The sequence below is a fragment of the Arthrobacter glycogeni genome (assembly GCF_054510815.1).
Genome location: NZ_JBTNDV010000016.1, coordinates 27,747 through 51,426, shown reverse-complemented (window position 1 = coordinate 51,426; position 23,680 = coordinate 27,747). Strand labels below are relative to the sequence as shown.

The 23,680-nt window shown below is 62.2% G+C and carries 23 protein-coding genes and 2 pseudogenes; 10 read left to right on the top strand and 15 right to left on the bottom strand.

The features are described from left to right. Window positions 1-19: 19 nt before the first annotated feature. The 8 genes from merB to merT all read right to left on the bottom strand — a co-directional run bounded on the left by merB (window position 20) and on the right by merT (window position 5,215). Window positions 20-685 carry an organomercurial lyase MerB gene (gene merB / locus ACX80G_RS15365; protein WP_459308727.1) on the bottom strand — a complete coding sequence of 222 codons (666 nt, stop codon included), beginning with the start codon at window positions 683-685 and terminating at the stop codon, window positions 20-22. A 42-nt stretch (window positions 686-727) separates the two neighbouring features. Continuing rightward, complete coding sequence (gene merA, locus ACX80G_RS15360; RefSeq protein ID WP_459308725.1) at window positions 728-2,164, bottom strand: mercury(II) reductase; 1,437 nt, start codon at window positions 2,162-2,164, stop codon at window positions 728-730. A gap of 210 nt (window positions 2,165-2,374) precedes the next feature. Then, window positions 2,375-2,917 (bottom strand): peroxiredoxin family protein, encoded by a 543-nt coding sequence (locus ACX80G_RS15355; RefSeq protein ID WP_459308724.1) that lies wholly within the window; start codon window positions 2,915-2,917, stop codon window positions 2,375-2,377. After that, window positions 2,914-3,480 carry a cytochrome C biosynthesis protein gene (locus tag ACX80G_RS15350; protein ID WP_459308723.1) on the bottom strand — a complete coding sequence of 189 codons (567 nt, stop codon included), beginning with the start codon at window positions 3,478-3,480 and terminating at the stop codon, window positions 2,914-2,916. Before ACX80G_RS15350 ends, ACX80G_RS15355 begins: the two co-directional genes overlap by 4 nt. A 3-nt stretch (window positions 3,481-3,483) precedes the next feature. Continuing rightward, a complete protein-coding gene (locus ACX80G_RS15345; RefSeq protein WP_459308722.1) occupies window positions 3,484-3,888 on the bottom strand; it encodes a cytochrome c biogenesis CcdA family protein in 405 nt (134 codons plus the stop codon). Then, window positions 3,885-4,085 (bottom strand): hypothetical protein, encoded by a 201-nt coding sequence (locus ACX80G_RS15340; RefSeq protein WP_459308720.1) that lies wholly within the window; start codon window positions 4,083-4,085, stop codon window positions 3,885-3,887. Before ACX80G_RS15340 ends, ACX80G_RS15345 begins: the two co-directional genes overlap by 4 nt. A 213-nt stretch (window positions 4,086-4,298) precedes the next feature. Beyond that, window positions 4,299-4,799 carry a thioredoxin-like domain-containing protein gene (locus tag ACX80G_RS15335; protein ID WP_459308719.1) on the bottom strand — a complete coding sequence of 167 codons (501 nt, stop codon included), beginning with the start codon at window positions 4,797-4,799 and terminating at the stop codon, window positions 4,299-4,301. Window positions 4,800-4,882: 83 nt separating this feature from the next. Beyond that, complete coding sequence (gene merT / locus ACX80G_RS15330) at window positions 4,883-5,215, bottom strand: mercuric ion transporter MerT (RefSeq protein WP_459308717.1); 333 nt, start codon at window positions 5,213-5,215, stop codon at window positions 4,883-4,885. Between the two features lie 343 nt (window positions 5,216-5,558). On the opposite strand from merT, the gene ACX80G_RS15325 reads away from it, so the two are divergent. From ACX80G_RS15325 to ACX80G_RS15315, 3 genes are all read left to right on the top strand, one after another. Further along, window positions 5,559-6,608 carry a LysM peptidoglycan-binding domain-containing M23 family metallopeptidase gene (locus ACX80G_RS15325; protein WP_459308716.1) on the top strand — a complete coding sequence of 350 codons (1,050 nt, stop codon included), beginning with the start codon at window positions 5,559-5,561 and terminating at the stop codon, window positions 6,606-6,608. A gap of 115 nt (window positions 6,609-6,723) precedes the next feature. Further along, window positions 6,724-8,721 carry a bifunctional copper resistance protein CopD/cytochrome c oxidase assembly protein gene (locus tag ACX80G_RS15320; protein WP_459308714.1) on the top strand — a complete coding sequence of 666 codons (1,998 nt, stop codon included), beginning with the start codon at window positions 6,724-6,726 and terminating at the stop codon, window positions 8,719-8,721. A gap of 321 nt (window positions 8,722-9,042) precedes the next feature. Then, window positions 9,043-9,492 carry a heavy metal-responsive transcriptional regulator gene (locus ACX80G_RS15315; RefSeq protein ID WP_459308712.1) on the top strand — a complete coding sequence of 150 codons (450 nt, stop codon included), beginning with the start codon at window positions 9,043-9,045 and terminating at the stop codon, window positions 9,490-9,492. Here the strand turns inward: ACX80G_RS15315 and ACX80G_RS15310 are convergent. Further along, window positions 9,484-9,810 carry a four-helix bundle copper-binding protein gene (locus ACX80G_RS15310; protein WP_459308710.1) on the bottom strand — a complete coding sequence of 109 codons (327 nt, stop codon included), beginning with the start codon at window positions 9,808-9,810 and terminating at the stop codon, window positions 9,484-9,486. The two genes, ACX80G_RS15315 and ACX80G_RS15310, sit on opposite strands and share 9 nt — an antisense overlap. Window positions 9,811-10,047: 237 nt before the next feature. On the opposite strand from ACX80G_RS15310, the gene ACX80G_RS15305 reads away from it, so the two are divergent. The 5 genes from ACX80G_RS15305 (at window position 10,048) to ACX80G_RS15285 (ending at window position 15,307) form a co-directional block, all read left to right on the top strand. Then, the gene (locus tag ACX80G_RS15305) at window positions 10,048-10,311 is read left to right on the top strand and encodes a heavy-metal-associated domain-containing protein (RefSeq protein ID WP_459308708.1); all 264 of its coding nucleotides are present in this window, start codon (window positions 10,048-10,050) and stop codon (window positions 10,309-10,311) included. After that, on the top strand, window positions 10,308-12,746 hold the full coding sequence (locus ACX80G_RS15300; RefSeq protein ID WP_459308706.1) for a heavy metal translocating P-type ATPase: 2,439 nt from the start codon (window positions 10,308-10,310) through the stop codon (window positions 12,744-12,746). Before ACX80G_RS15305 ends, ACX80G_RS15300 begins: the two co-directional genes overlap by 4 nt. A 98-nt stretch (window positions 12,747-12,844) precedes the next feature. Continuing rightward, the gene (locus tag ACX80G_RS15295) at window positions 12,845-13,180 is read left to right on the top strand and encodes a thioredoxin family protein (RefSeq protein WP_459308704.1); all 336 of its coding nucleotides are present in this window, start codon (window positions 12,845-12,847) and stop codon (window positions 13,178-13,180) included. A 134-nt stretch (window positions 13,181-13,314) separates the two neighbouring features. Beyond that, the gene (locus tag ACX80G_RS15290) at window positions 13,315-14,520 is read left to right on the top strand and encodes an MFS transporter (protein WP_459308702.1); all 1,206 of its coding nucleotides are present in this window, start codon (window positions 13,315-13,317) and stop codon (window positions 14,518-14,520) included. Window positions 14,521-14,665: 145 nt separating this feature from the next. Next, window positions 14,666-15,307: a recombinase family protein gene (locus ACX80G_RS15285; RefSeq protein ID WP_459308700.1), complete on the top strand. Its 642-nt coding sequence runs from the start codon at window positions 14,666-14,668 to the stop codon at window positions 15,305-15,307. A gap of 58 nt (window positions 15,308-15,365) precedes the next feature. Here ACX80G_RS15285 and ACX80G_RS15280 read toward each other — a convergent pair whose 3' ends face one another. The 3 genes from ACX80G_RS15280 to ACX80G_RS15270 all read right to left on the bottom strand — a co-directional run bounded on the left by ACX80G_RS15280 (window position 15,366) and on the right by ACX80G_RS15270 (window position 18,113). Next, window positions 15,366-15,782 carry a hypothetical protein gene (locus tag ACX80G_RS15280; protein ID WP_459308698.1) on the bottom strand — a complete coding sequence of 139 codons (417 nt, stop codon included), beginning with the start codon at window positions 15,780-15,782 and terminating at the stop codon, window positions 15,366-15,368. Beyond that, complete coding sequence (locus tag ACX80G_RS15275; protein WP_459308696.1) at window positions 15,779-16,783, bottom strand: hypothetical protein; 1,005 nt, start codon at window positions 16,781-16,783, stop codon at window positions 15,779-15,781. Before ACX80G_RS15275 ends, ACX80G_RS15280 begins: the two co-directional genes overlap by 4 nt. Window positions 16,784-16,847: 64 nt before the next feature. Continuing rightward, window positions 16,848-18,113 (bottom strand): IS30 family transposase, encoded by a 1,266-nt coding sequence (locus ACX80G_RS15270; RefSeq protein WP_459308695.1) that lies wholly within the window; start codon window positions 18,111-18,113, stop codon window positions 16,848-16,850. A gap of 90 nt (window positions 18,114-18,203) precedes the next feature. Here ACX80G_RS15270 and ACX80G_RS15265 point away from each other — a divergent pair. Next, window positions 18,204-18,655: pseudogene (locus tag ACX80G_RS15265) on the top strand (IS3 family transposase); the annotation flags it as partial. Between the two features lie 403 nt (window positions 18,656-19,058). On the opposite strand, the gene ACX80G_RS15260 reads toward ACX80G_RS15265, so the two are convergent. Then, window positions 19,059-19,901 carry a GIY-YIG nuclease family protein gene (locus tag ACX80G_RS15260; RefSeq protein WP_459308694.1) on the bottom strand — a complete coding sequence of 281 codons (843 nt, stop codon included), beginning with the start codon at window positions 19,899-19,901 and terminating at the stop codon, window positions 19,059-19,061. A gap of 283 nt (window positions 19,902-20,184) precedes the next feature. Here ACX80G_RS15260 and ACX80G_RS15255 point away from each other — a divergent pair. Further along, window positions 20,185-21,528: pseudogene (locus ACX80G_RS15255) on the top strand (Y-family DNA polymerase). A gap of 181 nt (window positions 21,529-21,709) precedes the next feature. Here ACX80G_RS15255 and ACX80G_RS15250 read toward each other — a convergent pair. Together ACX80G_RS15250 and ACX80G_RS15245 are read right to left on the bottom strand one after the other, a co-directional pair. Beyond that, a complete protein-coding gene (locus tag ACX80G_RS15250; RefSeq protein WP_459308693.1) occupies window positions 21,710-21,976 on the bottom strand; it encodes a hypothetical protein in 267 nt (88 codons plus the stop codon). Window positions 21,977-22,130: 154 nt separating this feature from the next. Then, window positions 22,131-22,961: a hypothetical protein gene (locus ACX80G_RS15245; protein ID WP_459308691.1), complete on the bottom strand. Its 831-nt coding sequence runs from the start codon at window positions 22,959-22,961 to the stop codon at window positions 22,131-22,133. Between the last annotated feature and the right edge of the window lie 719 nt (window positions 22,962-23,680).

Sequence of the window (23,680 nt, the reverse complement as noted above, 5' to 3'; positions counted from 1 at the left end):
GACGGGATAGGGTCTTGGCTCAGCAGCGGCAGCTTTGCGCCCCGCTCTCCTGCTGATCCGGGGTGGGTGCTGGTGTGTGGGCGAGCATCTTCTCCGCCATGGAAGAGCCAAGCCGGTAGGCTTCCTCGACAGGTATCACGGTGCCTCCGGGATGGGTGTCGAGCCAGGGCGCGGCTTCTTCGGGTGAGGCGAAAAAGTGGACCTGGTTACAGAAGGACGAACGCACGGAGCTCATATCGTCCGGATTCACGAGTGAGACGACGGCGGTGGCCGGCTCGACGCCGGTAAAGCCGGTGTTATCCACCGTTACCCTCACCGGCGTACCGGTGGCCCTATAAGCGGATTCAATCCGCGCCGTCGCGCCCAGGAGGGTGGGGAAGATCAGGGTGTCCAGTGCGCACCAGGTGTAGAGCTGTTCGCCGTCCACTTCGAAGCGGTGCTGGGTGGGACGCTGAGTCAAGCCCTGCCCGATGATCCGCCCGGACCCGTCATACTCGGTGTCAGCCATGGCGTCCAAAGCGGTGCGGACTTCATCGACGGGGCGTCCGGTGGCTACGGCGAGATCCACTACGTCGACCGGGTCGCCTTGGGCGAGGAGTTTCAGCAGCGGCAACCACAGCCAGGGCTGCATCCCTGTTTCGGTGGAGGCAAGCCGGTCGGTTACCTGACTGATGCTGTCCGTCACGGAACTGTTCCTTTCAGTGGTCATGGTTGTTGGCCTGCAAGGTCAGGAGGCGCAGCAGGAGAGCCGGGAGACGTCGGTGTTGAAGGATTGGGCGGCGATTTTGATGCCTTCGGCCATCGTCAGGTACGGGCTCCACAGGTTCGCGACCTGATCCACGGTCATCTCGGCCTGGAGAATATAGACCCCGGCTGCGGCGATGTCGCCGGCTTCCTTGGCGACAGCGGTGATGCCCAGGATCCGCCCGGTGTCGGCTTCAGCAACGATTTTGATGAATCCGCGGGTGTCCCTGTTGACCAGTGCCCGGGGCACGTATTCCAGCGGCAGGACCCGGCACTCACAGATGATGCCCGCGTCCCGGGCCTGTTTGTCAGTCATTCCCACCGCGGCCAGGGTCGGCCCGGTAAACGTCACCCGAGGCAGGTACCGGTAGTCCACTTCACGTCCTGCGTTGTTAAAGGCGTTCTCGACCATCAACGTGCCGTGGGAGGCAGCCACATACACGAACTCGGGGTGCCCGGTGACATCGCCGGCAGCCCAGATCCGCGGATTCGAGCTGATCAGCGTGTCCCGCACCAGGACTTCACCCTTGTCCCCGGTTTTGACGCCCACTCCTGCCAGGTTCAGGCCGTCGGTGACTGGGCGCCGGCCCGTTGCGACCAGCAGTTTCGCGGCCCGGATTTCTTCCTGCCCGCCGGCGATCGCCGCCTGGGCCACAATCCCGCCGGTGGCGTCCGTAGTGATCGAGGAGAGGGTGGCCCGGCGGATGACCCGGATGCCTTCATCAGCGAAAACACTCATCAACGCCCGGGATGCATCGGGTTCCTCCGCAGAGGCCAGGCGGGAGCGCACCAGCATCGTCACTTTCGAACCGAGCCGGGCGAAAAGCTGCGCCTGTTCCAGAGCCACATAGCCGCCACCGATGACCAGCAAAGACTCGGGCACCTCGTCGAGTTCCATGGCCGTGGTGGACGTCAGATAATCCACCCCGTCCAGCCCTTCGATGGGCGGCGCCCAAGGCGCTGATCCGGTGGCCACCAAATAGTGGGCGGCCGTGATTGTTTCCCGGGTTCCATCCGTTGCGGTGACCTCCAGCACCGGTTCCGCGGCGTCACCGGCGAATACGGCATTGCCCTGGCGCAGTTCCCACCCGTATTCGCCGATCAGGTCCACGTACTTTTCGGAGCGCATGTTTTCCACCAGGGACCGCTTACCCCCGATGAGCCCGGTCATGTCCACCGGTTCAGCGGTGGTGGTGATGCCGGGGAACCTACCCGAATCCTGGGCGGTGTGACGCGCTTCGGCGGCGGCCAGCAAAGCTTTTGAGGGTACGCAGCCGGTGTTTACGCAGGTCCCGCCCACCGTTCCGCGCTCGATCATGACCACCCGTTTGCCGAGATTGGTTGCCCTGATGGCGGCAGCGAAGGCGCCGCCGCCTGAACCGATGACGGCTAAATCAAAATCCGGTACTGCCTCAGGCATGAAATTCTCCACAATTCTTATCTGGAACGCACCGGCCGTGGCCGGTGGGTGATCTTCGGTTTGGGGGCTACACCCAGTCTGCACCTTCCCCTTCGGGGGAAGGTCAAGGATTCCGGGTGCCAGTTGCTCACCACAGCCGGCCAGGTCCCGTCCGTGCCTTCCACTCCACCTTGCCCCGGGGCGGGCCGGACAGGCCTGGAACTGAATCGTCTAAGGGAGTGTTTCGTCGAGGAATTCCCGCAGGGCTTCGGCTTTCATTGGTTGCGCGTCGGCGCGTCCGAGGACTTCGCCATCCGGGGCGATGACCACGGTGGAATCCAGGGAAACGATCTCGTACTTCTTAGACAGTTCACCTGTTTCGTCGACGACGTAGGGATGCTCGGGGAAGCCTGCCAGTTCACGGAACTCGTCGACCTGGGTTTTCGTGTTTCCCGGGGTCACATCGACTCCCACGAAGTCAGCCTGGTCGGCGTACTCGGACTCCAGTTCCTTCATCGCTTCCGCCTGCGGAATGCAGGTGAAGCACCAGCTCGCCATGAAATACAGGACTGTGGGACGCTCTGCGGGCACGGTGATCGGTTCGCCTTCCGTGGAGGTGAGTTCGATCCGGTCCACGCTCGTTCCGCCAGCAGCAGCGGTGTCGGCTCCTGCGCCGCGGTTCAGCGCTATGCCGGCAAGAATTACCACAACGGCCACGACCGCGGCGAACGCGGTAATGATCAGGATGCGCCGACGGTTTTTGGTGGCGGTCATGGGGTTCCTTGCTGTTGGTTGCGATCATTTAGTGGTTCCGTGGTTCCAGGGGCACAGCACGAGTCCGCGCTGTTGTGGGTGTCAATCGCGTCGCTGCGATCCGATCCGTCTGCCGGATCCGCGTCCGGGGCCTTGGCTTTGTTGCGGCGTCCACGGGAAAAAGCCAGCACCGCGAGGATTGCGGCCACGGTCATTGCCGTGATCACCGGCCAGGTGTCCGTGATGAAACCGGACAGTCCGACACTGGCTGCAGTGATAACCGACCCCATGATCCCGCCGGCCTGCCCGCCGCTCAGAGCTGGCACCCAGTAGAGCAGCAGATATATTCCGGCCAGGACCAGGGCCGCCCCGCCGAGCCGGTTAATGTAGGGCAGCAGCCGGCGGACGTGGCGGGCCAGGGCATCGCGGGCCACCGCAGCGCCCAGAGACAACAGAATCAGTACTACCGATGAGCCCAAAGCGTAGGCGGCGAAGACTGCCAGCAGCCCGAGCAGGCTTCCCGTGGACACGGCCTGCGCGACGACGGCCAGCAGGAGGGCCAGGCTGCAGGAAAGAGCGGCCACCGCTTAGGCCACACCGTAACCGAATACGCCTTTGAGCCCCGAGGCGGTTCCGTCCGTTTTGAAGAACCGGTTCAGGTTCAGCCGGGTGCCCGGCAGTTGCCACCCGACGATCATTCCCAGCCCGGCGATGACGATCACGGCGCCGATGACCACCGCGGCCCAGGGCAGCGCCGAAGCAATCGAGCGTAGTCCCACCGCAACGAGCAGCCCGGCTGTCACAAAAACCGTGCCGAATCCGGCGCTCAGCGCAATACCTGCCCGAAGCCCTGCCAGAAGCGGTCGCTTGGGTCCGCTGCCTGGGCCGGAACCAATGAAATACGCCAGATACGTCGGAAGCATCGCAAACCCGCACGGATTAACGGTCGCAAGCATCCCGGTCAAAAAGGCCAGACCCAGCGCCCCGGTCATGCGCGGGTCCTCGATGCCAGCGAAGCCGGACGGTCAGAGAGACCATCATTGTGCCGGTCGGCATCGGAGGGCATCGTTTCCAGCAAGACAGCGGAACCCCAGGGCGGGACCTGGCCCGATCCCGAGGGAGCGCAGCCACCGCCCGTCGTTCTCGGCATCAGGCCGGAGCGTTTGTCGTTCTTCGCATCAATGGGCATGTTAATCCTTCCAAGGTTCCGCGCCGCCCGGCACCGGTTGATCACCAGGCGCAAACAGCAACACCAAAATTCCTACTCAACCCATCATCAACCTTTCCCCGCGGGGGAAGGTCAAGCCTGGCTGACGCTGACTAGAGGCAGGCTGCCTGGAAGCCGTCACTTCCCTTGTGGTGAGATGTCGGACGCCGGTCCCGGGCCTTGATATTTGATGCGCTATTGCGTGCCTGCTGCAATCAGGGCTGTTCGGAGCTGTGCAGCGCTTGGATCTACGGTGCGGAACACTTCACTACCCGTGGCGTCCAGAACGACGGCCGTGCTTACCTGGCTGATCTGGTAGGCGGTGATCAAACGGGCGTTCAGGTCGGTGGCGAAGGCCAAAGATGAGGCATCATTTTCGCCCAGGAACGCTTCGATTTCCTCGACGGTTTCGTAGGGTGCAATATCGACGGCAACATAATTTGCTTCGTCCGGTGACTCCCGCTGCAGCTCGGCAAGGACGTTCGTTGCCGGCCCGCAGGCACCGCAATCAATGGAGAAGAAAAACAGCACGCTGGGCTGAGATCCCGGAATCGGAACCTGTGTTCCCTCCACGGTGCGGGCCATGAAGTCCCCTCCCACCACGGCAGCTCCAGGCGTGACCCGTTGCTCAACTTCAGAGGAAAGCAGCGACACCGACAGGGTCCCGACCGCTGCGGTGACGAGTATCAACACCATCCCTGTCAGCCACCATGGGCTCTTCCGATCTCTGCTACTCCGATCTCTGCTATAGGGCCCAGCACGGATGCCGTCTGGGCGTGTCATCTGCCGCGCGGACCCTGCCCGGTCTGGTTTTGGATCTGATCCCGCCCAGGCGTACCTGGTGGAACGCAGCAATCACCGTCGTCCGTTTTCCCGGAAGCGCGGCGCCGGAAAACCCAGACCAGCACGCCGAGGGCCAAGACTACTGCGGCCGTGATCAGCCATGGATTGCCCAGCAGTGATCCCGTTGCGCCGAGGGCTCCGGCAGCGATCAGTAACGGCAGCCCACAGCAGAGCACATGAAGCAACACAAACCCGGCAACGACCAGCGCCGTCTTGTTTCCCTGTTTCTGCTCACTCTCTTGCTCACTCTTCTGCTTAATGGTTGACAAGGGTGATCCCTTCGAAGGCGGCGGACTTTTAGGTGAGGCTCTGGAGGCACTGGGTTGGCCGTGCTCTCCGTCCAGTATTGACCTTGCCCTATGGGGAAGGTCAATACTGGACGGTGAAACACCATCAGAGGTGTTTGCCCGTTGGACAGATTACCTAATCCTGCCGCTGTCCCGAGGCCGTCCGCAGCAGATCATCAGGCAGGAGCGGGGGAACCAACAGCGGGCTTCGCGAGAAGCCCTAGGGGCTAAGCCGCTGAATGAATGTTTTCGACGATATTCAGCGTCCGGATGATCCCATCCGAGTCCGACAGCCAACTTCGCCGGCATTGGGAGAGGCCAATTTTTGTCTAAGAACCATCATCCGGCGCGCCACCGCGCCAATCCTGTCCGCCGCCACCCGGCGCGGGTCGTTTCACATGCCGGGAGCATCGGCCGGTCCACAGCCGTTGTTACCGCTGCTTCAGCGCTACTGCTCAGTGGCGGCCTGCCGGCCAACGCCGTCGACACAGCCGAGGAACTTCACCAGGCAGGAGAACCGGCCACGCACACGGTCGTCTCCGGTGACACCCTAGGAGCCATCTCCGGCCGGTACGGTGTCGAGCTGGGCACCGTGTTCTCCCTCAACGAAATGAACCAGACCACCATCATCTACCCCGGCGATATTGTCAGCGTAAGCGGCGATGCAGACACCCCGACGCCGGCCACGCACACGGTCGTTTCCGGTGACACCTTGGGAATCATCTCCGGCCAGTACGGTGTCGAGCTAGGCACCGTGTTCTCCCTCAACCAGATGAATCAGAGCACCATCATCTATCCAGGCGACGTCATCAACCTGACCGGTGATGTGGCCGTCGGCGGTCCTGCTCCCGCAGCACCCGCCGTGCAGGCTTTGAGTGTTCAGGCGTTACCGGCACCCCCACCAGCCCCAGCACCCGCAGCACCACCCGTGCCTGCACCTGCACCTGCACCTGCACCTGCACCTAGGATGGTGCTTGCAGCCGTGTCCACAGCACCGGCGCCGGTGAGCCGGCTGAGTTTGCCGTTAGCAAACGCGTCGGTGAACTCGCCGTTTGGTTACCGTGGAGGAGAACTCCATACGGGCCTTGATTTCGCGGCCGGGTGCGGCACCCCCGTCCTGAGTTCGGCAGCCGGAACGGTCATCGAAGCCGGGTTCAGCGCCTACGGAGGCGGCAACCGGATTGTCATCGATCACGGAAACGGTCTTCAAACCACGTACAACCACCTTGAAACCATCGGCATTCAGCTGAACCAATCTGTGGGAAGTGGAGCACCGATCGGGGTGGCCGGTTCCACCGGTAACTCCACCGGCTGCCACCTGCATTTTGAAGTCGTCGTCAATGGCCAGACAGTAGACCCTGCCGCCTGGCTCTAACAGTGTGTGGTGCAGGGTTTCCGCAGCAGTATCGCCCCGGAAGCCCTGCACCATAGCTATACCCGCCGGATCAGCTTTACCGTCTAACGCCGTTTCCGAGCGGAAGGGCTTTTTTGTGACAAGACGTCAGAGGCCGCGACGCAACGCGGCGGCGGTGTGGATCGCCGGCAGTTTCGCGACGGCCGTTCTGCTGGCAGTCGCCGGCGTGGCCCTTTCTGGTGCAGCCCAAGTGCGTGTGCTCGGGGACCCGGGAGCCGTGGCCCGGTGGGGTCTTCCAGCCGTTCTGGCCGTACATCACCTGGCTTTGGCCGCAGTGGTAGGTGCACTGGTTTTCGCCGCCCTAATCGTTCCGCGCAGGATTCACAGTAACGAGCACCATCAGCCGGGGACCACCAGGCGCCCAGGAGATGCGGATCATCCGGCGTTCCTGCGTGCGATCACGGTGGCATCCGTTGCCGCGGTGGTGTGGGTGCCAGCGGCAGCGGTGGTCCTTCTCCTGACCTATGCCGATATTGCCGGCTCACCCCTGAGCGCTGACCCCTCCTTCACAGCCCAGCTGGGGGTGTTCGTGACCGACATCGCCGCGGGCCGGGCCCGACTGGTGATCCTCATCATCGCGGTCCTGACCAGCATGCTGGTCCTGGTGGTTCGGTCATCCTTGGGCTTGCTGATGCTCGCCGGGCTCTGTCTGGCAAGCATCATCCCTGCCACCTCCGCCATCGGTCACGCCGCAGGCAGCACCGACCACATTGGGGCCAGCAACGCCCTGGGTTTACACATCGGCGCCGGAACGGTCTGGGCCGGGGGCATCATCGTGCTGGCCGCCATCATTCCCGCCCTGGCCATCCCCGATCCCGGTTCCATCAGCGGGAAATCCTCTCCCGCGGACACGGCGACCGTCATGACCCGTTTTTCGGTCCTGGCCGGGCTGGCCTTCGCACTCGTGGTAATCACCGGAACCATCAGTTCTCTTTACCGGATTGAGGGTATGGGGAATCTGCTTTCACCGTATGGTCTGCTGCTCGTGTCGAAGACTGTCGCGACACTGCTGCTGGGTTTGCTGGGACTCGTTCATCGCCGCCGGATCATCCCCCAGCTGGCAAGTCCCGCCGGTCACCCCCGTCTGCTGTGGCAGATTCTTATAGTCGAGCTGCTCCTCATGGGAGGTGCCGCCGGGCTCGCCGTCGCCTTAGCCCGCAGCCCCTCCCCTGTTCCTTTGGAACCGGACCCGACGTCAACCCCGGCGCAGTTGCTCACCGGCTACCTGCTACCTCCCGCACCTGATGGATTCGCTTGGTTGTCCCAGTGGCGGCCCGACTGGCTGTGGATCACGGCTGCGGTGTTCGCGGCGCTGGCCTACGTGTGGGCCTACGTCGCCTCCCGGCGCAAGGGTACCGAGTTGCCGTGTAAGCCTCTGCTGAGCTGGTTCAGCGCCCTGATCCTGCTGACTTTCATCACCTCCGGACCTCCGGCCGTGTACGCACCTGTCCTGCTCACCGCCCATACCGCGAGCATGGTGACGCTGGTTTTTGCGGTTCCGGTACTGCTCTTGGCAGGCACACCATTACGCCTTGTCCTCAGCGTCCTGCCGGCACGCACCGACGGTAGCTTCGGACCGCAGGAAATTGTCCTATCCATCGCACGCGCCGCAACGAAACCCGGGCCAGTCCTTTATGGGCTGGCATTGGGATCAGTGACCATCCTGTTCTACCTCACACCGGCTTTCGCCCTCAGCCTCTCCAAACACGTGGCCCACGAAACGGTGCTGATCCTTTTCCTCACCCTCGGCCTGCTGTTCGTCAACGCCGTTTACATCCGGGAATCCCCGGGATTTCGTGGACCACAGGTGGTAAGCGTTAGCGTCGCGCTGAGTGGCATTGCAGCAGTCGGCCTCAGGTTCCTGAGGCCGGCGGGCATCGAACAGGACTGGTTCACAGGGCTAGGACGGGCATGGGGTCCTTCCACGTCAGCGGACCAGCAACAGGCCGGCATCATCCTTCTCTCCGCCTGCGCCCTCACGGCCGCGGCATTCGTCGTGTCCCGGTTCCGTAGCTCCCGGATTGGGTGGACGCACACCACTTCAATGGAATCCCGCAGGCTCGATCAAATTTGAATTCATCCGCCGCAGCTAGCTGGCGGACGCATTCTGGCGCAGATCAGCGACATACTGCGGATCCGCGTTGCCGCCATCACACCGTGCGCTCATGTGCGGGATCTACTGGCATGACAGCTGACAGATCTGGACCGACTGCTCACCGAGCTCACGGCGCCACAGGAAACGGGTCTAGTACCGCGGCGCGGGAGCAGCTTTGGTTGGGTTTCTCGGCGGCTGTCCGGGAGCTACCGCCGGCTCATGCGGGTCTGTAACGCTGATAACAGGACGCCATAAACCCCGAAACCTTCCAGCCGGATGTAATATTGGCGGTTGGGAGGCATGATGAAAATTGGTGAACTTGCCGGTATGGCCGGTGTGAATCCGAAGACGATCCGTTACTACGAGTCGATCGGGGTGCTGCCGGAGCCCGCACGCACGGGGTCGGGCTACCGCGATTACGACAGTTCCTTCCTGGACAGGCTGATTTTTATCCGCACTGCTCAGAGTCTTGGCATCACACTGGATGAAATCAAGGAAATTCGTGTTTTCAGCGAGCGTGGTGAGACGCCGTGTTCCTACGTGCGCGGTGTCCTCACGACCCAGCTCGAAGGGATCGGCGGCCGCATCCGGGAGCTGGAACAGCTGCAGGAACAGTTGACTGAAATCGTCTCCGAAGCGAACCGGCTTTCCCCTGATGTGCCGGATTGCACGTGCCGGTTGATCGAGCACGTGCGGCTGAAAGCCGGTACCGCTTCGGTGCTGCCCCGGGGTCGAGTCGGCTTAGGCTGAAATCATCTGCAGGCAGGCCTCGGCTGCCTTGCGGCAGGCCTGGGCGCATTCGTCCATGCCGGTGCGCTCACATTCTTCGGCGCACCGTTCGCAGGCGTCGGCGCAGAGCCGGCACAGTTCCGGTGTGAGGCTGCTGCCGCGTGCCAGCAGCCTGATGCACAGCCCGCAGAGATCCGCGCAGTCCGAACACATCTTGATGCAGCCGGCCAGATCTGCGTTGCCCTGGTCCGCGCAATCCTGAGCGCAGGCGGTACACGTAGCCAGACAGTCGCTGAGAAGAGTAATGAGTTCTTTGGTCTGATCCTCGATGAGCGGCATGTGGTGTCCTTTCCAATCTGGTTGCTTTCCGGCTGATGCCGATCCATCCACCTTGAACCTTCCTGCCGGTGGAAGGTCAAGCCCGTCGGGCGCTGGGCCGACTGACCTGGTTAACTTGACCTTCCATTCGAATGGAAGGTTTACCTTTGATTGATCACGGAATCACGAGGGTTCCGGATGGGCGGATCTACGTTGCGGGTTATGCAGCGGGCCGTCCGGATATAGGAGGTAATCGCCATGGCAGAGAATGTGACTCTTCGGGTTGAGGGAATGACCTGCACCGGCTGTGAGCGGCGGCTGGGAACAGCACTGAAACGTCTGGACGGGGTCAGTGAGGCAACCGCGGATCACCGCACCGGCGAACTTACGGTGCGCTATGACCCGGCCATTGCCACCCGTGAGACTTTGGTTGAGCGGGTGGAGACAGCCGGCTACACAGTTCCTGACGACACCAGTGGGGCAGCGCAACGCGGTTCAGGGCACCCAGGTCCAGGACGATGAGTGCCGATACCGAGACCCGCAGCGAGGAATTGTGGGCTGAGGAGCCCAGCCATCTTGAGGGCCATGCGAGGATCCGGGCCCGGATCGCGGGGCTGCACTGTTCGCTGTGCACGGGGACGATCGAAAAGGCTCTGGGCCGGCAGGCCGGCGTGGAGCAGGTCGCGGTCAGCCTCACCCACGAACAGGCACTGATCGACTATGACCCACTGCAGATCAAGCCGCAGGAGATCCTGCGTACCCTGCGCGAAATCGGCTATGACCTCTACGACCCGCGGAAGCTTCGCCCGTTCGAGGACGAGGAAGCCGACCTGATCCGCGAGGGCAAACGACTGCTCGCCGCGGTCGCGGTGAGCTTGACCGCTATTGCACTGATCCTGGAGATTTCCGGGGTTTGGTCCATCCTGGTCCCGGCCTCCGTGGTGGCACTGATGGTGCCGGTGGGTTACGCAATCCTGCTCCCGGCCGGCAAATCCCGTGCCGTACTGGGTGCCCTGACCATCATCGCTCCGGGCGCGCTGGCCTACGCCGGCCGTGAAACAGGGCTGATCACCGACACGGCAGCCGGCTGGATCACCGGCGTCCTCGCCCTGGTGGTGATATTCGGTGTCGGCCCGCATATTCTGCGGATGGCCTACCAAGCGGCCCGGCGGCGGATCCTGAACCAGCACGTGCTGCTGGAAATCGGTGCGTTCGCCGGTATCGCCGGCGGCATCATCGGCCTGACCGGGGTCTTTACCGATTACCCAACCGCCCCGTTCTTCGCCGTCACGGTACTGGTGGCGAACTACCATATTTTCTCCGAATGGCTGTCCCTGCTGGTAAAGACCCGCTCCAGCCAGGCGGTCCGGAAACTCCTTGAACTCCAACCCGACACCGCACGCCTGGTACGCGATGGCCGTGAGGAGGAAATTCCCGTCGACCAGGTCGAAACCGGCGACGTCGTGCGGATACGCCCGGGCGAGCGGGTACCGGTGGACGGCCGGGTCACCGAAGGACACTCCACTCTTGACCTTTCTCTGGTCACCGGGGAACCGGTGCCCACGGAACGCTCAACCGGTGATGAGGTAATCGGCGGTTCCATCAACGGCGCCGGGTGCCTCCTAGTGGAAGTCACCCGCACCGGGGCGGACAGTTTCCTTTCCCAGGTCGTCCGCCACGTCGAAGACGCCAGGGCACTCAAACCCGGGATCCTGCACCTGGTTGACCGGGTGCTGCGCGTCTACACCCCCACGGTGCTCCTGATTGCCGCGGCCGCCCTGCTGGGATGGCTGCTGGGCAGCTGGGCCCTGACCGGTGAGCCCGATGTGCGCCGTGCAGTTTTCGCCGGCATCGGGGTCCTGGTGATGGGTTACCCCTGCGCCGTGGGTATCGCAGCCCCCCTGGCAATAGTGCGTGCCGCCGGTGAAGCGGCGGATCAGGGCATCATCATGCGCACCGGTGAAGCGTTCCAGACCTTCGGCCAGGTACGCACCATCGTGTTAGATAAAACCGGGACACTAACCGAGGGACGCCCCACCCTCCGGGAAATCAAGGCCCTGGGCAATGAAGCGGAACTACTGGCCCTGGCCGCTGCAGCGGAAAGCCCCTCAGAGCACCCGCTGGCCCGGGCTGTGGTGGAAGCCGCCGAACAGCGCCAGCTGGTTGTGCCCTCCGCGCAGAACTTTGAATCCGTGACCGGATTCGGAGTCACTGCCCGCGTCGACGGGCGGGCGGTCATTGTCGGACGGCCCGGCTTCCTCACCGAACATGGAGTGGATATGACGCAGCTGGCCGGTGCCGTCGATGATCTCGAGGGCATCGGACGCACGGTCGTCGCGGTCTCCGCGGACGGAGAGCTGCAGGGTGTTCTTGCCCTCGGTGATGACATCCGCCCGGACGCTGTCGAAGCGGTCACCGCAATGAAAGAGGCCGGGATCCGGCCCGTACTTGCCACCGGGGACAACGCCCGCGCGGCCGCCCACGTCGCAGCGCAGGTCGGGATTGATGACGTCCACGCCGGTATCCTGCCGGATCAGAAAGCCGCGCTGGTGCGCGAACTCCAGGGACGCGGTACCCGTGTGGCGATGGTCGGTGACGGCATCAATGACGCCCCGGCCCTGATGCAGGCCGACGTCGGAATCGCCATGGGCGGTGGCACCGACATAGCGGTGGAATCCGCCGACGTCGTCATCGTCCGCAACGATCTGCGCTCCATTCTGATAGCGCAGCAGAACAGCCGCTCCAGCTACCGGCGGACCCGTCAAAACGTGTCCCTGGCATTTGTGTTCAACGGCATCGGGATCCCCGCCGCCGCGACAGGGCTGGTCTACCCGGTCTGGGCAATGGTCGCCATGGCACTGTCCGTCACCGCGATATTCATCAACAGCCTCGGCGGCCGCCCTGCCTTGCTGTTCCAAGCCATCGGCAGCGTCGGACGCACCCACAACGACGACTAAACCACCACCAAACCTACTCAGGTGCCCCACTACCGCATCGTCCCACCGAGAACCGGGACGGTGCGGTACTGCATGAAAAAGCGCTGAAAGGAACACCCATGATCGCCTTCCCCATCCTCAACCACGAAAACATCGACGCGGCACTCACCCGACCCGGGCTGATACTGCTGGATTTCTGGCAGGCCTCCTGTGCCCCGTGCCGGGCCCTGGAACCCCGGCTGGAACAATTCGCCCGACGTCACCCCGGTGAGTTCACCGGATACCGCATCGACATCGACACAGACCTGGATGCAGCGACCGCCTACGATGTTCAATCCATCCCAACCCTCATCCTGTTCAAGGATGGACAGGAAACCGGAAGGCTCGACGGACTCATCCGTGACACGGACCTTGAAGCAATACTCAACCCGGCCCCACAGGACGGCAGCCAATAACCGGCACAAGGTAAGAACCACCGCCTCCAGTCCCCGATCCTGTTGCTGAAGCGTCACCCCATGACACCCACCTGCCCAGTCCACGACCGGAGACCAGCGACCGACCTGTACAGCATTTCTGAAAGGATCGGCACATGGCCGCCAGCACCTCGTTAACGTCGCTGCTCAAACAGCGCCCCTACCGTGCGCTGTGGACGGCCCGGACAATCTCCCAATGGGGGGACGCGTTCAACACGGTCGCCCTGGTCCTGCTGGTCTACTCACTGACCGGTTCCGGCCTCGGAGTCTCCGGGGTGGTCATCGCCGAGATCATCCCGGTTCTACTCCTGGCTCCCCTGGCAGGGGCACTAGTAGACCGGCTGCCCCGGGTGAAAGTCATGATCGCCGCCGACCTGATCAGGGCTGGGCTCGCCTTTGCCCTGCCCTTCGTGGACGGCAACGTCTTCAACGTCTACCTGATCGCCGTCGGCCTCTCCGCTGCGTCCGTGTTCTTCAACCCGGCAGCCCAGTCGGTTCTGCCGTCCATCGTCAAGGAACGGGACCTGGTGGCGGCGAACAGCGGAATCTGGACCGCCGCCGTCATCTCCCAAGTCGTCCTGGCACCCCTGGCCGGGGTGGTGGTCGCAGTCTTCGGCTACGACTGGGCGTTCTGGATCAACGCCGCAAGCTACCTCGCCTCAGCCGCCGCCCTGCTGCGCCTGAAAGTGCCGGCCCATCCCAAACGCACCCAACGGTCCTCGTGGTACCGGGACGCCCGCGAAGGGCTCTCCGAACTCGCCGGGCACCGGCTGCTGCGCGCACTGGCAGCCACTCAGTTTCTGGCCGCCCTCTCAGCCGGAGCAACCGGCGCACTCCTCGTGGTCCTGGCACAGGACCACCTCCGCCTCGACGAAGCCAGCTTCGGTCTGCTCATCGGAGCCATCGGCGTCGGCGCCGCACTCGGACCCCTCATCCTCACTAAAATCACCGACAACCCCCGCCGCCCAGCATTTGTACTGGGGCCGTTTGTCCTGCGCGGCCTGGTCGACGCCGTCCTCGCGACGATCACCGGTCTGTACTCGGCTGTTGCCGCCCTCGTTGTCTACGGGCTGGGAACCTCCACCGGAGCAGTCACCTTCAATTCCCTGCTCCAGACCGAGATACCGGAAAAACTACGTGGACGTATCTTCGCGACCTTCGACATGCTCTGGCAATCCGGACGGCTCATCTCACTCCTACTCGGCGGCATCGCCGCCGATCTCTTCGGCATCAGAGCCGTCTTCTACCTCGGCGGCGCCCTCCTGCTCGCAGCCGCCTGGACCGGCTGGCACGGACTCAAAAACGCACCCGCGGCCAATTAACAGAGTGTTTCACTTCCTTAGAAGTGGAACACTCACCGCAATCACACTTTCCTTGTAATGCACGCGGCATTTCCTGCTCCACAACTAATTCCATAAAGGAATTCCATAAAGTGCGTACGGAACTGACATCCGGTACGGTGGGCACATGGATCTTGGCTACGCCCGCGTCTCGACCGCCAAACAGGACCTCGATCGGCAAATAGACGCGCTCCGAGCTGTGGGGATTCCTCGTGAGCGCATTTACGTGGATAAGAAATCTGGGTCGACTACCAACAGGGTGGGACTCAACACAGCCTTGGCCTACGCCCGCGATGGAGACGTCATCGTAGTACACACTCTCGACCGCCTCGGCCGCACCGTACGCGATACCTTGAACATGATTCACGATCTGGCCCAACGGGGCATTGGTGTGCGTAACCTGGCCGATCCCATCAGGGTGGATTCGGCTAAACCGGATGACCCGATGTCGCAACTAGCGCTGGTCATGCTGGCGTTGTTCGGGCAAATGGAGCGAACCTACGCTATTGAGCGCGCATCGCATGCCCGGTCGGTGGCTACGAGCCAGGGTAAAAGAGTAGGCAGGCCTTCCGTTGTCGATCCGTCCAAGCTTGCCTATGCAGCACACTTACGCGACGCCGGACGGTCGATCACCGAAATTGTCGACGAGACAGGGATCACTCGATCGAGCTTGTATAGGCACCTACCGCCAAGACCCCCTGAATCGGTGATGGCCGACGGGTCGTGGGTGTCATTGCGTGAAGAGGAATCAACGCAGGACGCTGAATAGCGGGTCGTCAGCTAGACGGTAGGAACGCCCCCCGAGCAGGCCTGTGACGTGTCTGGGCTCAACGGATACTCTGAACCTTGTTCTCTACGTTCGTGCTGTTGGATCGCAGACGCAGAAGTTCCTCGTTCTGGGCTGCCAGCCTTGAAAGCGCGAGTTCCTTGAAATTTTCCAGTTCACGGACTTTCCTTGCCGTTTCTGCAAGGCGGAATTGGAGCCTAGTCCTTTCGGATTGCAGCCGCTGCTGTTGTTCCGGTGGGCTGCTGGGGCTTGGCCCTCCCTTGTCGCGCAGAGACCGTTGTTGCTCGAACTCGGCTTTGAGATGCGGGTAGGTCCGATACATGGTCGCGCGAGAGACATTCGCTAGGGAGCAGAGGCTGGCAATGTCGCGCTTCATTCCGGGTGGGACTTCGCCGTCGAGCAACCGTCGGATAGCTGCCCGGATCCGGTCCTCTGTCTGCAGCTGGTCCGTTTTCATGTGAGGGGTCCTTGAGCGACTGTCGCGTGGTCTATTTCGGTGAGAATCCGTTCGGCCCTGTCTAAGGTTGCCTGAGCTCGGCCGCGTTCAGGTTTGGAAATTCGCGGGTTGCCAAGAAAAACCGTGCGAGTCGCTTCGGCGTGATTTGCCCAGGCTTCGCGGTGTACCCCGTGGTGCGTCGCTTGGGGACAGCGCCCCGAATCGCAGAGCCCGATGAGTGGTGCTTTAGCGTCTGGCGTCCCAGCCAGTTGGAGGCATAACGCCTTTTTGGGATCAGTGAACCAGCAGTAGTTTGCGGCTCCGATGTGCAGACTCTCGGCCTTTGCCTTGAGGAGGCGTTCAACCCGGCGATCATCGATGACGATAGCGGGCCCGGGTTGGTGGCCTGTCAAAGCTTCGTCGACGGTAGTGAATAGACTGATCAGTTCCTTTGCTCCGCGACCAGTGGGAAGTTTTCCCTGCTTGTAGTCGTCGTACGCTGCGATGGTGAGTCGTAAGTGTTCCGCATCTTCTTCTGCCGAAATTTCGGCCCGGAGAGCTGCTTGGTGTCCCCCGGGGCGTGCCGCATACCCCTCCGTGGTCGCTACGCTGATGTGTTTGAGATGATACTTCGCTGCCATCAGTCCGTGTGGGCGCTGGGCGATGGACAGCGCCAGCGTTCGGCGAAGCGCGCGTGGATTCACGGGTCCTTCGGGAATCGGTACCAGCCCCAGGCGCTGCCCATTGGGTCCGTTCATCCAGCTGCGAAAGCGGTCGTACCGGACCGAGGCGGAATTCGACTGCTTTGTGAAGAGCAGCTCGCCTGGCGAAGCGTTCTGCAGCGACTCAACCATCCCCAAGGCACGGTAAACATCTTCAATGACAACCCACGAATCGTCGATACCGCCGAATCGTTGTCCCTTAATCCGCCGGGATGAGATCCGGTAGCGGAGAATACCGTTTCCCATGTCCTCGCGCGTGCGGCTGCCAAAGCGGAGCTCCTGCAATTCTGAGGATCTCATCCCCGAGAGTGCGGACGTAAGAAAGAAGGCGGCGGATTCAACGGCGGTTTTGGTCGAATTGAGCCTAGCCCGGTCGGCGGGAAGAGACCAAGGTATCTGCTCTTGATCGTCCGCTCGGCTGACGGGGGCGCTGTCGCGGCACCATTGCTCCTCGAAACCGCATTCGCGCGACGAATCTGCTGGAGCGTTCAACGAGAGTTCCGATCGCCGATTGGTTCAGGGCGCCGGTAATGAGATCGCCTTCCCAATGCCCGGGCACTGCCCGATCGTCGGCCTCGGCTGGGCGCTTAGCGATGGAAATCATGGGATCCATGAAACGTCTGGTTCGATGGGCGGAATCACGGCGGGGTTTCCTTCTCGTCCGCCCACGACGCATCGAGGCTGCTATCTCTCGCTTGAGCCCGCCCTGGCCCTGAACGTAGATCGCTTGATAGACCGTCTCGGTACTCACCCGCATCCTCCGATCCTCGGGGAACTCCTTCACCATCCGGTGGCTGATCTGTTCCGGTGACCACCGCTTCCGAAGCTTTACCTCAACATAGGCGCGTAGAGCCCCATCGTCGAGTTTGCGGGACCTGGGGCGCGGCCGGCGTGCTGCAGCGGTACGGTGCGCCGCATAAGGTAGGTAGCCGATCGTTGGGGACGCGTTGCGCTCTAACTCTCGGCTGATCGTCGACGGGCTGCGACCCAACACCCGGCTGACGGCACGCATTGACTGGCCGCTCCTGCGCAGATCGTGGATCTGCTCGCGTTCAACCAGGCTAAGGTAGCGGGCATCGACAACGGTCTCGAGGCGCACCAAGTCAACTGGTGTCCCTCGTGTGTAGATGGTGCGCGGTGACTTCACATTGGCCAGTATCGCCGCTTGGTTGTAGCGGACCACGCGCCCGTCCGGGTAGCGGCGTCCGCCAGTGATCTGGGTGATGCCCTTGTCCCAGTCTGCCGCGGTCCGTTTATCGACCTGGACTTCGCTGGCCGCCGCGGCCCGACTCACCCCGGCAGCCCGGAGATCGAGAAACCGTGCCCGCTGAGCGCGGGTATCCGTGCCTGTGAAGATCCCGGCCCGATGCGCCCATTTGTAGCAGGTGACCCGGACAAAGCCGAGTTCCTTCGCCACCCGCGACACGTTCCCGCTGATCTTCAGTCGTCGGAAGAACTCGGCCTTGTCTGCATCCGTATACGACCGGTTCTTCACGCGAACTGTGGACAGCTGCGCCTCGCGGCGCCACCTGTAACAGGAGTCGACGCTCAGCCCGAGCTCGGCGGCGACAGCACGAATCGTGCCCCCACGATCCAAACGATGAAAGAACTCCTCCCGCTCCTTCGCCATATATTGCAGGTTCTGCTTTCCACGAGGTCGACCGACCACAACATGCTCCCTAAATTTCAGGGTGTTGCGACGATGCCTAGAATTCAAGCGGACGAGGGCAAGCTTTACCTTTGCGCGATCAAAGACCTGCACTCGAACCGGATCGTCGGGTATTCCATGGACGGTCGGATGAAAGCGTCCCTTGCCGTAGCGGCCCTGGATCACGCTGTTTCGTTCAGGAACCCCGCCGGTACCATCGTTCATTCCGACCGAGGATCCCAGTTCAGATCCAGGAAATTCGTCTCCGCCCTGCACTGCCATGGGTTGAGCGGATCGATGGGACGGGTGGGTGCCTGCGGTGACAACGCTGCGATGGAATCGTTCTTCTCGCTGCTGCAAAAGAACGTCCTGAATCGGAAGCGGTGGAAACCAGGGACGAGCTCAGGCTCGCCATCACGACCTGGATTGAACGGACTTACCACCGTAAACGCCGACAACGCGCCCTCGGCCGGCTGACCCCGATCGAGTTTGAGACAATAAACAACGCGGCCACAGCCGCCTAGGAAACTATCAACCCCAGCTGTCAACTAAACCTTCAGCAGTCCCAACCGATGGTTAGACACATGAGCGGGTACACACGCGTATCCAGCAATGAGCAAGACCTCACCGCGCATCGCAACGGGCTCGCTGCATTGAATGCCCCGAGGAAAGAATCTACGTCGACCACGGATTAGCCGACACCAACCGCGAACGACCAGGACCTCGGGGAACGGATACGACACGGAAGCGGCGTCAGCAATACTCACGCCCGGCTTCCGGGGAGGACTTGAGGTAATCATCGTAGTGACCTCAGCCGAGGATAAGGTGTCCAAGGGCGTAAACGTATCGGGCTGATTTGCCCTTTTTCTACTCGCGTGTGCGAGTAGTGCGTGACGGAGTTTGACGTTGTGTGCTTTTTTCGGTCATTTAGTTGCGGTTCAGTCCATCTTCGCCACGGGACAGCAGGGCCTTCTTGTAGTGGATTTCGGCGTTGTCAATGAGGCGGGTATGAGCGTTAGGCGAGAAAACCTGCAAGATGCTGAACTGAAGATGCTGACGATGGTTAAGATCCGCGTCGTTCAACTCGCCTAGGGCGGCATTGCCGCCGTGACCGGTCTTGGCGTATTCGCTCCAGCGCCCGAGGAACCCATTAGCACCGTCAGCCTTCCCTACATAGAGCCGACGCGTCGAGGTGTCCGCGATGAGGTAGACACCCTTCACGGATGCCAGGGCGGCCTGCCATTCCCGGTAGCGGGAGTCCACCACAACTTCCTGCAGTGTTGCGAAGTCGACAATGATTGAATCGAAGCCCGGGAAAGCCACCTGAGCCCTGTCCGCAACCTCGACCACGGCAAAGCCTTCCGCCTGGTCACCTGGCTTCGCCCAGTTCACCGCGTCACCGGACCATTCGATGACGAGCCTGTCCGTGTGTGCGGAGAAAACATCAGACGGTGTCAGGTCGAAGAACCGCTGGACCTCGGTGCGTTCGGACACGACTTCCCCGTGATTCTCATACGCCGTAATGAACCGGCCAAGACGGCCTGGGGCACCGAGGAAGACTAGCCAGATCCGGGGAGGAATCATGGGCAACTTGCCGCCGATGAGACTCTGAGTCCGCGTGTAGTCCCACAGTGATTCTCCGTATGCCACCGCCCCGTCTGCGGCAAGCCCCTTGAGAGTGTGTCGGATGACGACGACGTCGGCGGGGCCTAAGCCGGCTGCCTGAAGAAGGTGCCCGAGTTTGAGTTGGCCAGTCGAGTCGGTATGCATTTGTCCCCTATACGTGTTTGTGAAGCTTCAGTCTATGAGCCGCGCGTGAACCCGCGTCGATCTCGATGGGGCCCTCCGCCCCTCAGCCAGAGAGCTCTGGACGCGGACACTAAGTGCTCCGGTCGCCTTATGGTTTCGGTGCAACGCCCCGGTCGTTGGTCTGTGCGACCACATATCGTCGTGGCATCAAGAGATAAGTCCCGCCTCGCGAACCGTAGATGTAGGCTCGATCGTCCACATATGACCAACCGACCGGTGAACCACCCACTGATTGAAGAGCAAGATGAATGAACACAGTTCTGCCCAGCCTGAGAAGCGCTCAACAGCGGCGGGCGACCCCTCCCGCAGGAGACCGTCACGGATCGCCTTAGTGGATGCGAACAGTTTCTACGTCAGCTGTGAACGGGTTTTCGACCCCAAGCTGGCCGGGATCCCGACGGTAGTTTTGTTCAATAACGATGGCTGCGTCGTTGCGAGGTCCAGCGAGGCTAAGGACCTGGGCATCCCGATGGGTGAACCCTGGTTCAAGCTGGCGGCCCGGGCAAAAGAGTGGAACCTGTAGAAATTCTCCAGCAACTACGAGCTGTATGGCGACCTCAGCTCACGCTTCATGGAGCTCCTCGGACGGCACGCTGCCTGGGTTGAGATCTACTCGATTGATGAAGCATTTTGTGGACTGTCCGGGGAGCCTGAAGAGCTAGTAAACGAAGGCCAAAAGATCCGCCGGACCGTCCTGCGGAACACGGGCCTGCCCGTCTGTGTGGGCATCGCACCGACGAAGACGTTAGCCAAATTCGCGAACCGGATCGCGAAGCAGAACCCGGCCATGAACGGTGTCTGCAATTTGGACACAATGCCGCCGGCCCATGTCGTCCACATCATGTCGCGCGTCCCAGTGACCGGCATCTGGGGTATGGCCGGCCGGCTCGGGAAGCGGCTGAACTCGATGGGCATCTTCACGATCGCTGACCTGCAAGCGTCCGACCCCGTGGTGATGCGCAAGAAGTTCTCCGTCCTGATGCAGCGGACCATCCTGGAGCTGAACAGCATCCCCTGCATAGAGCTCGAGCTGGAGAGCGAAGACAAGAAGCAGATGATCTTCTCCCGGTCCTTCTCCACCCCGGTCACCATCATCGCCGAGATGCACCAGGTGCTGAGCATTTACGCCCAGTCAGCAGCCGCCCGCCTGGCCAAGGGAGAGCAACTCGCGAAGGTGATGACCGTGTTCGCCGGCACCTCGCACTTCCACCAGAGCGCCTCCTCGTTCCCGTCCGTGACCGTGAAGCTGCCGGCTCCGACCGCGGATCCGGTCATCCTCACGAAGGCGGCCGTCGGCGCCTTGAACGGGGTCCTCATGGAGGGCGTCCCGTATGCGCGGGCCGGGGTGATGCTCACCGACCTCTCCCCCGCCGGCTACCAGCCCCAGTTCGATGCGTTCGTCTCCGTCCACGAGCACCGCAACATCGGTAACCTGCTCGGGAAGGTGAAGGGCAAGTACGGGACCGCCAGCATCGGCCTCGGCCGGGCCGGGATGCTCGCCCCGCCGGACTGGACGATGAGCCGGAAGCATTCCTCCCCGCGGTACACGACCGAATGGGCTGATCTGCCGGTCGTCAAAGCCAGCTAAACCTGAAGTCCAGGAGGGCATGACTACGATTGCCCGTGAGCCTGCCGGAATTCCCACTGGCGGCGCTTCGCCCCCACTTACGGAGCCCGAGCTCTCACTGATCCCTTGCCACTTTAATCTGGCGTCCATCTCAGAAACCCGGAGGAGGATGAGGTCCTTCGGGAACCCTGCGGCGGTAGCGCTATTCACCGTCGCAGGCTGCACCGCCCAGATCAAGTGATCCCGAGAAATGAACCTCCGGCGCGGGAGCCGGAACGCCCGCGTAGGTCTGCCTTGGGTCGCTGGCACGCATGGCCAGGTGGTTGTAGACCGACACCTCACCATCATCAGCTGCGAAAATCGTGGCTACCGCGCCTGGCACAATTGCCGCGGCCGAGATCGCACCAGGGATCCGCGAGGCCACGGCGTCAGACGAGGACTCAGGCACCAACTCAATCTGAATCGTCATTCCCGTGCTGCCGTCGTTAGCTACCATATTGTTCCCATCGTCGGTCCGATGTCTTGTACTCTGATGATCCTCGGCTGGGTGCATCTGTCAAGAGAAGGCTGGCTACTGAAGGTTGATCTCTCGTCTGCCACGCACAGACGGAGTAATGCTCGTGTCACCGCACAAGGCGCAGCGCCGGCGGCTTAATTTGGGCAGCACCATCATCCCGTTCACGCAGTAGCCGGGTCACGCCGATGATCAGGTCAGCGGCGACCGTTTCAGCGAACTCCGCAGGGATAGCTGGGGACGGATCGAAGCCGATGATTTCCCCGCCGTGGGTGGAGCTCACACAGGAGATCAGCGCGCCGCACGCTTCGGCTGCAGTCAGGGCAGCCTGCACCTGAGTCTCGGAAGGCTGGAAGTAGCTGCGCCGCGGGTTCATCAGGTAGGTGCAGACGACCCTCCCGTCAACGACCAGCTGCCGGACGACGTCGGCCGGATCCACGGACACGCTCATGATCCACGGCGCGCAGGAATCCTTCGGGACGGTGACTGCCGGGGCCAGGCGCACCCCGGTGACAGGTTCCTCTGCACCCAGGGCGGGTCGGGCGGTCATACCTGCGGGCACGGTGCAGCCGGGGTAGATCCCGGACGACAGTTGAGTCTTCAGGCCGGCGACGTGCAGGCGCAGTATGGTGTCCCTATGGTCGGCTGCTGCCTCAAGCGTCGACAGTGGATTCGCGACGAGGATACCGTTGACCTCGAAGTGCCGGGCGATGCCTTCCATGGCAGGGTACGTTTCCGGCGGCAGCCGCCAAAGGACCGCGTCAATGTCCGGCAGCGGCCGGGAACGGTCCTCCAGATCTCGGTTAGGCAAGGCGGTGAAGTTAGCTGGGGCCAAGTGAACAATGTCCACGCCAAGGGCGCGTAGGTGCCGGCTGAGAACGTCTCGTCCAGTTCCGGCCCGCTCCACGATGGCCAACCGCAGGATGGGGGCATTATTCATGGACTGGACCATGCGTAGATACGCGCAGCCTCTTCACGGGCAAACCGGCGGTTACAGGAATGGCGCGGGACCGATCCTCTCCCCTGTCCGATCCACCACCGGTACTCACTGTTAGCCGTCGTAAGCTTCATCAAGTAGCGCCTTCGCCGCTGCAGCTGCGGCGACGAATCTGTCCTCTCGAATTGCTTTCACAGGGGTTGTGTATCCAAGTCGAGGGTTCACGGTGATGGCCCATGACTGTGCGATGCTGGCATGCCGCGCGCGCTGAATGGTACTTAGTACTTCGAGGGCGAAGCGAAGTCGCGTGTCGGCAGAATCTGGGGGAACTGAGGTTCCGTCACCCCATTCGCGCACTAGGTCCGGGTCTTGGTGTCCCGCTATGCTGGCAACGATCCGCGGAGTCAGGAGTAGGCTCAGCTCGCCGACCACATCTTTGATCTCGGGCGGCAAGTATCCGTCTTGGCTGCCAGAAGGTGGGAAGGTCGTCATTTGGAGTCCCTTTCCGCTAGTTTCATGATTTTAGCGTCAGCTAGATCGCCCCTGCAGACAAGTAACGGACCTATATCAGCGCTCTACACCGGCCCCTATCGGTAAATTGTCATACGGCGCTGGCAGGATTTCGGCTAATGGCGACGAGTGCCGCCGACTGGAGGAAACATGTTTGAACGCTCTGACGCTGGTCTTCTCAGTTCCGATGATGAGCCCACAGAGTCTTCCAC

Excerpts from the sequence above, each read along its gene's own strand:
- ACX80G_RS15300 (WP_459308706.1), top strand. The coding sequence starts at position 10,308 with ATGAGTGCCGATACCGAGACCCGCAGCGAGGAATTGTGGGCTGAGGAG.
- ACX80G_RS15290 (WP_459308702.1), top strand. The coding sequence starts at position 13,315 with ATGGCCGCCAGCACCTCGTTAACGTCGCTGCTCAAACAGCGCCCCTAC.
- ACX80G_RS15285 (WP_459308700.1), top strand. The coding sequence starts at position 14,666 with ATGGATCTTGGCTACGCCCGCGTCTCGACCGCCAAACAGGACCTCGAT.
- ACX80G_RS15355 (WP_459308724.1), bottom strand. The coding sequence starts at position 2,917 with ATGACCGCCACCAAAAACCGTCGGCGCATCCTGATCATTACCGCGTTC.
- ACX80G_RS15250 (WP_459308693.1), bottom strand. The coding sequence starts at position 21,976 with ATGACGATTCAGATTGAGTTGGTGCCTGAGTCCTCGTCTGACGCCGTG.
- ACX80G_RS15305 (WP_459308708.1), top strand. The coding sequence starts at position 10,048 with ATGGCAGAGAATGTGACTCTTCGGGTTGAGGGAATGACCTGCACCGGC.
- ACX80G_RS15295 (WP_459308704.1), top strand. The coding sequence starts at position 12,845 with ATGATCGCCTTCCCCATCCTCAACCACGAAAACATCGACGCGGCACTC.
- ACX80G_RS15275 (WP_459308696.1), bottom strand. The coding sequence starts at position 16,783 with ATGAGATCCTCAGAATTGCAGGAGCTCCGCTTTGGCAGCCGCACGCGC.
- ACX80G_RS15340 (WP_459308720.1), bottom strand. The coding sequence starts at position 4,085 with ATGCCCATTGATGCGAAGAACGACAAACGCTCCGGCCTGATGCCGAGA.
- ACX80G_RS15245 (WP_459308691.1), bottom strand. The coding sequence starts at position 22,961 with ATGAATAATGCCCCCATCCTGCGGTTGGCCATCGTGGAGCGGGCCGGA.
- ACX80G_RS15310 (WP_459308710.1), bottom strand. The coding sequence starts at position 9,810 with ATGCCGCTCATCGAGGATCAGACCAAAGAACTCATTACTCTTCTCAGC.
- ACX80G_RS15345 (WP_459308722.1), bottom strand. The coding sequence starts at position 3,888 with ATGACCGGGGCGCTGGGTCTGGCCTTTTTGACCGGGATGCTTGCGACC.
- ACX80G_RS15315 (WP_459308712.1), top strand. The coding sequence starts at position 9,043 with ATGATGAAAATTGGTGAACTTGCCGGTATGGCCGGTGTGAATCCGAAG.
- ACX80G_RS15260 (WP_459308694.1), bottom strand. The coding sequence starts at position 19,901 with ATGCATACCGACTCGACTGGCCAACTCAAACTCGGGCACCTTCTTCAG.
- merA (WP_459308725.1), bottom strand. The coding sequence starts at position 2,164 with ATGCCTGAGGCAGTACCGGATTTTGATTTAGCCGTCATCGGTTCAGGC.
- ACX80G_RS15280 (WP_459308698.1), bottom strand. The coding sequence starts at position 15,782 with ATGAAAACGGACCAGCTGCAGACAGAGGACCGGATCCGGGCAGCTATC.
- ACX80G_RS15270 (WP_459308695.1), bottom strand. The coding sequence starts at position 18,113 with ATGGCGAAGGAGCGGGAGGAGTTCTTTCATCGTTTGGATCGTGGGGGC.
- ACX80G_RS15335 (WP_459308719.1), bottom strand. The coding sequence starts at position 4,799 with ATGGTGTTGATACTCGTCACCGCAGCGGTCGGGACCCTGTCGGTGTCG.